Raw genomic sequence first — 6,767 nt, forward strand, 5'->3', positions numbered from 1 at the left:
CGTCGCCCTTCGAGGCTCGCCGAAGAGGCGAGCACCTCAGGGTGACGGATCTGCAGATCGCAATTGCTACAACAAAAACGCCAGCGCGGCCTCGCAGCGCTCTTCCACCTTCAGCGCGAGAAGATCGTCCGCCCGCGTGCGGCCGAGATTGATCGCGGCGATCGGGATCTTCTTCTCGGCGGCCTGCTTTACGAAGCGGAAGCCGGAATAGACCATCAGCGAGGAGCCGGCGATCAGCATGGCGTCGGCTTGCGCGAGATGATGCTGTGCGGTTGCGACCACCTCGCGCGGGACGTTCTCGCCGAAGAACACGACGTCGGGCTTCAGGATGCCGCCGCAGGAGTCGCAGGCCGGCACCACGAACGAGGCGAAATCCGCATGCTCGAGGTCGGCGTCGCCGTCAGGCGCGTCGGCAGCATCCAGCGCGAGCCAGTCCGGGTTTGAGCGGCTGAGCCGATCCTGGAATTCCGCGCGCGGAATCTTCAACTCGCAACCCATGCAGCGCACGAGATCGAGCCGGCCGTGAAGGTCGATCACCCTCTGGCTGCCGGCGGACTGATGCAGCCGGTCGACATTCTGGGTAAGCAACACCTCGCAGCGCCCGTTCGCCTCGAGCTTCGCCAGCGCATGATGCGCATCATTCGGCACGGCCTGGCCGAACCGCCGCCAGCCGATCAGGCTGCGCGCCCAGTAGCGCTGTCGCGTCTTCTCCTCGCCCATGAAGGCATTGAAGTTGACGGGCTGCGTGCGTTTCCAGTTGCCGTGGCTGTCGCGATAGTCGGGAATGCCCGAATTCGTGCTGACGCCTGCCCCGGTGAGCACGAAGAGACGCCGGTGACGGTCGATGAAATCAGCAAGCAAAGGAGGCCGGTCCATGGGCGATATCTAGTCCGTCCGGCGACGGCTTGCCAGAGGCGGACGCGGCGGCCTAGCATTGTGCCAGCAGCTATGGAGACCTCGATGCTCACCGTTCATCACCTCGGCAAGTCGCAGTCCGAACGCATCGTCTGGCTCTGCGAGGAGCTCGGCATTCCCTACGAGCTGAAGCGCTATGCGCGCGATCCCGTGACCATTCTGGCACCCGCCGACTACAAGGCGCTGCATCCGATCGGGGCGGCGCCTGTCATCCAGGATGGCGATGTCGTGCTGGCCGAGTCAGGCGCGATCGTCGAATACATCGTTGCGAAATACGGCCAGGGCCGCCTGACGCTGCGCCCCGACGATCCGGATTTTGCGCAGTTCCTGTACTGGTTTCATTTCGCCAACGGCACCTTCCAGGCGTCGATGGGTCGGGTGATGATCCTCAACCGTCTCAAGCTTGCGGAGGACAATCCTATGCTGCTGGCGATGCGCGCGCGCCTCGATCGCGCCTTCGATCTCGTCGAGGCCCGCGTCGGTGAGGCCGAGTATCTGGCGGGCAAGGCATTTACCACGGCCGACATCATGATGGGCTTTACGCTCACCACGATGCGCTACTTCCAGCCCTATGATCTCGCGCGCTGCCCGAACATCGCCAAATATCTGGCACGGATCGGGGCGCGCCCGGCCTATCGCCGCGCGATGGAGAAGGGCGATCCCGGCATGGCGCTGCTGCTGACGTAGGACTAATGCTTCGCCGGCTCCACGACCTGCTGCTCGACGACGGTCAGCCGTCCCGGCAGCGCGCCCGCGCGCAGCATCATCGCGACCGTGTTGGCGTCTTCGAGGGTAAAATTGCCGGAGATCTGGCCGGAGCCGCCGGTGATCGGCTCGCGGATGATGGGGGCGGAGAGCACCTTGTCGTCGAGCACGATGGCAAACGGCTTTCCGATGTTCTCGGCGGTGATGTGGGCGAAACGCCGCGTGCCGCGCCCGTTGAAGCGGAACGAGGCGATCGGCTCGCGGGTCGCGGATGAAAAACCCGGACTGGCGTCGATGATATCGTCGCCGTCCATCCCGCCGTCCTTCAGGACGAGATAAGCCTGCTTGTCCTTGTAGCCGTAAAGCACGTCCGCGCCTGAGGGCGCACCCGCCTTCAGGGCGTCCTCCACCGACATCGAGACATCGACCAGGCGAATGCTGACGCGCACTTTCTTGGCAAAGATCGCGGTGACACGATCGGGATCGGTGACGCCGGGGAGCAGCACGCGAATGCGGTCGGCGCCGTCGGGCAGCACGGCGGCCTGCTTCAGGCTGTTGTTGCGCAGGCGCTGCTCGATCATGTCGACGGATTGTCCGACGAGATCGCGCAAATTGTCGGCGATGGCGGCTGGCGTCGGCACGATCCGCGTCACGCCGCCGGAATCGGAGACGTCGATGGGCGAGGGAGGCTTGGCCTGCAGAAATTTGGCTTCGCCTGGCGGCACGAGCTTGGCGAGGACGCGGTCGCGATCCCTGGCGTCATTGAGCTTCACCTCGATGCCGCCATTGTTGATCGCGAGCCCCGAGTAGGGGATGCGGCCTTCGCGCAAGGTCCGATAGAGATCGTCGCGCATGTCGGACACGACGGCCTCGCGCTGGGCGGCGGCGTCGACCCTGAACACGATGCGGGAGCCGCCCTGCGCCTCCAGCGCCTTGGCGGCATTGGCCGCGTTGGTCGCGCGCATCTTGTCGAGCTGAGCGTCGGCGGAGGCGGTGACGGACAGGAGGGGCAGGGAGGCGAGGACGAGCCCGGCGAGAAGGGCTGCCGTCCTGGTTCTTGCCGCAGGGATCGTCATGGGCGCGCCGTCCTCTGGTGTCCGCGAGATGATCGTCAGTCTCTTGGTCCCGCCTCCGCACGCCGAGGTTCAATGTCGCGCCCGCGTCCGACTGGCGTTTTCGTCACATCCAGTGATGGACGGCGGCCCAATGATCGATCATTCTGTCCCCTCGTGATCCCGCGCGTGCGCAGGGATCGCGGCCTCGCCCGAAACAACAAGCAAGCGGGCAGGCGCATTGAAATCGAGGGAGGACGGACCAAGATGGCGGGCATTCACGCGCTCGATCGGCTTATCGGCGACAGCTATCCGGATTTGACGACGGACGAGGCCGTCCGCAAATTCGAGCAGATCCCCTATGCGGACCGCGTCGCCGCCGCCAGCACCTATGAGGCAGTGAAGCTCGGCGCGGCGCGTAACCCGGATGCGCCGGCGATCCAGTTTCTGCAAAATGCCGATCCGGCCGATACGCCTGTCGTCGTGACCTATCGCGACCTCGTCGCGCGCATCACGCAGGCCGCCAACATGTTCCACGCGCTCGGTGCCGGCAAGGACGACGTCATCAGCTTCATGCTGCCGCTGGTGCCCGACGCTTTCGTGACGCTGCTCGGCGCCGAGGCCGCCGGCATCGCCAATCCCGTCAATCCGCTGCTCGAGCCGCACCAGATCGCGGAGATCCTCGAAGCCGCCAACACGAAGATCCTGGTCGCGCTGGGGCCGATGCCCGGCACCGACATCTGGCAGAAGGTCGAGCAGATCCGCCCGCAGCTCAAGAATCTGAAGGCGATCGTGCAGGTCTTCGGCGGCGGCGATCCGGCCAACGGCATCCATTCGTTCAACGATCTGATCAAGCAGCAACCGGCCGATCGCCTCGTCAGCGGCCGCAATATTCAGGGCAGCGACATCGCGGCCTATTTCCACACCGGCGGCACGACAGGCACGCCCAAGCTGGTGCGGCACACCCATGCCAACCAGGTCTACCAGGCCTGGGCGCTGAACCTGCTGCTGGAGACCAAGCCCGGCGGCAATCTCCTGTTCGGCATGCCGCTCTTCCATGTGGGTGGATCGCTGACGCAGGTGCTGACGACGCTGGCGGGTGGCGGCTCGCTGGTCGTGCTGTCGGCGTCGGGCTGGCGCAATCCGAATGCGGTGAAGAACATCTGGAGCCTCGTCGAGCGCTACAAGCCGGAGGCGCTGTCGAGCGTGCCGACGGTGCTCGCCGCGACGCTCGGGATTCCCACCGGCAATGCCGACATTTCGAGCCTGAAATATGCCGCAGGCGGCGGCTCCGCGATTCCCGTCGCGGTCGGCTCGGCGATCCAGGACAAGCTGAAGCTGCCTGTCGTCGAGGTCTACGGCATGACGGAGACGTCGAGCGTGCACACGCTTGCCTATCCGTCGCGGCCGATCCGGCTCGGCTCGGTCGGTCTTCCCATGCCCTATTCGCGCGTGCGCGTCGTCAAGCTCGATGCCGACGGACGTTTGCTCGGCGACTGCGCGCCCGACGAGATCGGCGTCGTCACCATGGCCGGGCCCGGCGTGTTCGGCGGCTATCTCAACGACGCCCACAACAAGGGCGCCTTCGTCGACGATGTCTGGGTCAATTCCGGCGATCTCGGGCGCCTCGACAAGGACGGCTATCTCTGGATCACCGGCCGCGCCAAGGATCTCGTGATCCGCGGCGGCCACAACATCGATCCCGCGCCGATCGAGGAGATCATGTTCCAACATCCCGCCGTCGGCTTTGCCGCGGTGGTCGGTCAGCCCGACGCCTATGCCGGTGAATTGCCGGTCGGCTATGTCCAGTTGAAGCCGGGCGCGAGCGTGCAGCCCGGCGAGCTCGAGGCCTGGGTGCGCGAGCGCACGCCGGAGCGTGCCGCCGTTCCCGTGCAGGTCATCGCGATCGATCCGATGCCGGTCACCGGCGTCGGAAAGGTGTTCAAGCCGCAACTGCGCTGGGACGCAGCGCAGCGCGTGTTCACCAACGTGCTGGCGCCGCTGGTCGAGAAGGGCCTCGATTGCAAGGTGAAGGTCGGCGCCCACGGTAGCCACGGCTCGATCGCGACGGTGACCGTCGCAGGCGTCGCAGCCGACAAGCGCGACGCCGTCACGGCCGACGTGCAAAAACTGCTCGGCCCGTTCGTGATGCGGCACGAGGTGGTGTTCGCTTAAATCCTGCGTAGGGTGGGTTAGCCTTGCGATTGCGCGAAGCGCAATTCGCTGGGCGTAACCCACCACTTCTGTCGACGCGGAGAGCAAAGAGGTGGGTTATGCCGCGCGGACTGCGTTTCGCGCAGCCGCGGGGCTAACCCACCCTACGGACCTGCTACCCTGCCGGCATCGTCTTCTCGATCAGGCGCACCCAATATGACGCGCCGTGGCCGAGGATGTTGTCGTTGAAGACGTAGGCCGGGTGATGGCATTCCTGGCCGTCGCCCATGCCGACCAGGATCATCGCGCCGGGCCGGGCTTCCAGCATGAAAGAAAAGTCCTCGGCGCCCATCATCGGGATGAACTTTTCATTGACCCTGTCAGGCCCGACGATGTCGCGGGCGACGTTGGCGGCAACGCCGGCCTCGCGCGCGTGGTTCATCGTCACCGGATACATGCGCGAGTATTTGGTCTCGGCCGAACCGCCATAGGCGCGCGCGACGCTGTCGGCGACCTCACCGATACGGCGCTCGACGAGATCACGGACCTCGGGGTCGAGCGTGCGCACGGTGCCGCCGAGCACTGCGGTCTCCGGGATGATGTTGAAGGCGGTGCCGGCGTGGAATTGCGTGATCGAGATCACCGCCGACTTCAGGGGATCGACGTTGCGCGCGACGATGGATTGCAACGCGTTGACGATCTGCGAGCCGATCAGCACGCTGTCGACGGATTTGTGCGGGCCGGCGCCGGCATGGCCGCCCTTGCCGGTCACGATGATCTGGACGTTGTCGGAGGAGGCGAGCATCGCGCCGGGCGTCGTCGCAAAATGGCCCTCGGGCAGGTTCGGCATGTTGTGCATGCCGTAGACCTCCTGAATGCCCCAGCGCGTCATCAGGCCGTCGTCGACCATCGCCTTGCCGCCGCCGCCGCCTTCCTCGGCCGGCTGGAAGATCATCACGGCGGTGCCGTCGAAGTTGCGCGTCTCGGCGAGATATTTTGCGGCACCCAGCAGCATCGCGGTGTGACCGTCATGGCCGCAGGCGTGCATCTTGCCGGGGATTTTTGAAACGTAGGGCACATCGGCGGCTTCCTCGATCGGCAGCGCGTCCATGTCGGCGCGCAGGCCGATGGTACGACCGGACCCGGACTTGCGGCCGCGGATCACGCCGACCACGCCGGTCTTGCCGATGCCCGTCACCACCTCGTCGCAGCCGAATGAACGCAGCTTCTCGGCGACGATGCCGGCTGTGCGATGGACTTCGTAGAGCAGCTCCGGGTTCTCATGGAAGTCGTGGCGCCAGGCGGCCATTTCGTCCGACAGGGCGGCAACACGGTTGATGACAGGCATGGGGGTGTCCGTTTGTTGTTGTTCGTAGGGTAGGTTAGCGTAGCGCACAGGCTGGGTAGGGGCAAACCATGCGGTTCGGACGCGATATTCTGCTGCTGGCGGCCTATCTCTGCATCATGGCCGGCCCGGCCGCCGCCTGCGATGTCGGCGCGGCAACCGCCGCGGTCGGCGCGATCGGCCAGAAGATCCTGTCCCGCCAGGTCAAGCGGATCGAGCTGTCGAAGATTTCCGATCGCCTGCTTGCCAGCATTCCGATCTCGCCGGAGCGCTTTGCGACCTACTCGAGCGAACGCAAGACGCTGACCCTGACCGAACGCGACGCAACGGAGCTCGCCGCTGCCGTCAAGGCGCTCGCGCCGGCGCAGCTGTCCTACCAGCCCGACCTGCGCTGGCAGCTCGTGCTCCTCGACGAGACCGGCAACAAGCTGCACACCATCTTCTTCAGCAAGCGCTACGTGCAGGGCCGCGGCCGCGCCGGCTATGTCGACGGCGACATGTGCAGCTTCAGCACGGCGACGATCGGCAGCCCCGCGCTGGTGAAGTGGCTGCAGAAACGATTGTAGCAGCGTGCTGTCGTAGATGGGGTAACGGGC

The 6,767-nt window shown here is 65.6% G+C and carries 6 protein-coding genes; 3 read left to right on the plus strand and 3 right to left on the minus strand.

Annotation, left to right across the window (positions count from 1 at the left end):
* Window positions 1–66: 66 nt before the first annotated feature.
* On the minus strand, window positions 67–876 hold the full coding sequence (locus C2U70_RS25550) for an NAD-dependent protein deacetylase (protein WP_140981397.1): 810 nt from the start codon (window positions 874–876) through the stop codon (window positions 67–69).
* 84 nt (window positions 877–960) lie between these two features.
* Between C2U70_RS25550 and C2U70_RS25555 the strand changes: the two genes are divergently transcribed.
* Window positions 961–1,602 carry a glutathione S-transferase family protein gene (locus tag C2U70_RS25555; RefSeq protein WP_140981398.1) on the plus strand — a complete coding sequence of 214 codons (642 nt, stop codon included), beginning with the start codon at window positions 961–963 and terminating at the stop codon, window positions 1,600–1,602.
* A gap of 2 nt (window positions 1,603–1,604) precedes the next feature.
* Here the strand turns inward: C2U70_RS25555 and C2U70_RS25560 are convergent, their stop codons facing one another.
* Window positions 1,605–2,696: a SecDF P1 head subdomain-containing protein gene (locus tag C2U70_RS25560; protein ID WP_140981399.1), complete on the minus strand. Its 1,092-nt coding sequence runs from the start codon at window positions 2,694–2,696 to the stop codon at window positions 1,605–1,607.
* Between the two features lie 243 nt (window positions 2,697–2,939).
* On the opposite strand from C2U70_RS25560, the gene C2U70_RS25565 reads away from it, so the two are divergent.
* Window positions 2,940–4,847 (plus strand): acyl-CoA synthetase, encoded by a 1,908-nt coding sequence (locus C2U70_RS25565; protein ID WP_140981400.1) that lies wholly within the window; start codon window positions 2,940–2,942, stop codon window positions 4,845–4,847.
* A 154-nt stretch (window positions 4,848–5,001) separates the two neighbouring features.
* On the opposite strand, the gene C2U70_RS25570 is transcribed toward C2U70_RS25565, so the two are convergent.
* Window positions 5,002–6,174, minus strand: coding sequence for a M20 aminoacylase family protein (locus tag C2U70_RS25570; RefSeq protein WP_140981401.1), 1,173 nt, complete (start codon window positions 6,172–6,174; stop codon window positions 5,002–5,004).
* 68 nt (window positions 6,175–6,242) lie between these two features.
* Between C2U70_RS25570 and C2U70_RS25575 the strand changes: the two genes are divergently transcribed.
* Window positions 6,243–6,737: a hypothetical protein gene (locus tag C2U70_RS25575; protein ID WP_140981402.1), complete on the plus strand. Its 495-nt coding sequence runs from the start codon at window positions 6,243–6,245 to the stop codon at window positions 6,735–6,737.
* The last annotated feature ends 30 nt before the right edge of the window (window positions 6,738–6,767 follow it).

Origin of the sequence: Bradyrhizobium guangdongense, from assembly GCF_006483445.1 — a bacterium.
Taxonomy (GTDB): Bacteria; Pseudomonadota; Alphaproteobacteria; order Rhizobiales; family Xanthobacteraceae; genus Bradyrhizobium; species Bradyrhizobium guangdongense_A.

Bases quoted from the DNA above. Each gene is read 5' to 3' on its own strand.
- C2U70_RS25550 (WP_140981397.1), bottom strand. From the start codon at position 876: ATGGACCGGCCTCCTTTGCTTGCTGATTTCATCGACCGTCACCGGCGT.
- C2U70_RS25555 (WP_140981398.1), top strand. From the start codon at position 961: ATGCTCACCGTTCATCACCTCGGCAAGTCGCAGTCCGAACGCATCGTC.
- C2U70_RS25560 (WP_140981399.1), bottom strand. From the start codon at position 2,696: ATGACGATCCCTGCGGCAAGAACCAGGACGGCAGCCCTTCTCGCCGGG.
- C2U70_RS25565 (WP_140981400.1), top strand. From the start codon at position 2,940: ATGGCGGGCATTCACGCGCTCGATCGGCTTATCGGCGACAGCTATCCG.
- C2U70_RS25570 (WP_140981401.1), bottom strand. From the start codon at position 6,174: ATGCCTGTCATCAACCGTGTTGCCGCCCTGTCGGACGAAATGGCCGCC.
- C2U70_RS25575 (WP_140981402.1), top strand. From the start codon at position 6,243: ATGCGGTTCGGACGCGATATTCTGCTGCTGGCGGCCTATCTCTGCATC.